1 protein-coding gene is annotated in these 426 nt (G+C 65.5%); it reads right to left on the bottom strand.

Annotated elements, in window-relative coordinates:
- The coding region (locus CH341_RS31905) for a DUF4147 domain-containing protein (protein WP_146604732.1) at positions 1 to 294 on the bottom strand (294 nt) is incomplete at its 3' end.
- Between the last annotated feature and the right edge of the window lie 132 nt (positions 295 to 426).

Genomic DNA, 426 nt, shown 5'->3' with positions numbered 1-426 from the left:
ACCGGAGGCATCCGGGACCGGATGGGCTGCTTCCACGATCTCGATCGATCGGCATGGCACCGCATGGCCGTAGCGTGTCACCACCAGGCCTTCGAGAGGCCCCTCCCAATTGTCTTCCAGCGCTTTGGCCATGGCGGCCGAAGCCTTTCCGGCGCCGATGACGATGGTGCGGCCGGCAGGCGGCGAGGGCAGGTGGGGCGGCAGACAGGTCGCCGGGTCGGCAGCGCGGACGGCCGCGGCAAAAAGCATTCGCAGGAAAGCCTTTGGCTGGGAAAGATTGGGAGCGCTCAACATCGAGATCCCATCGTCGCTGGCCCTTGTCGTTAGCACTGCTGCGCGCGGCGCTTGCGTGCCGGCCCTTGCCGGCTTAGCACCAGCCGCGAATGTTCAAAAGGCGAGACTTCGATGTCTGAGGCACCGTTGGAT

The sequence above is a fragment of the Rhodoplanes roseus genome (genome assembly GCF_003258865.1).
GTDB classification, from domain to species: domain Bacteria; phylum Pseudomonadota; class Alphaproteobacteria; order Rhizobiales; family Xanthobacteraceae; genus Rhodoplanes; species Rhodoplanes roseus.
This window is presented reverse-complemented; position numbering and strand designations above follow the sequence as displayed.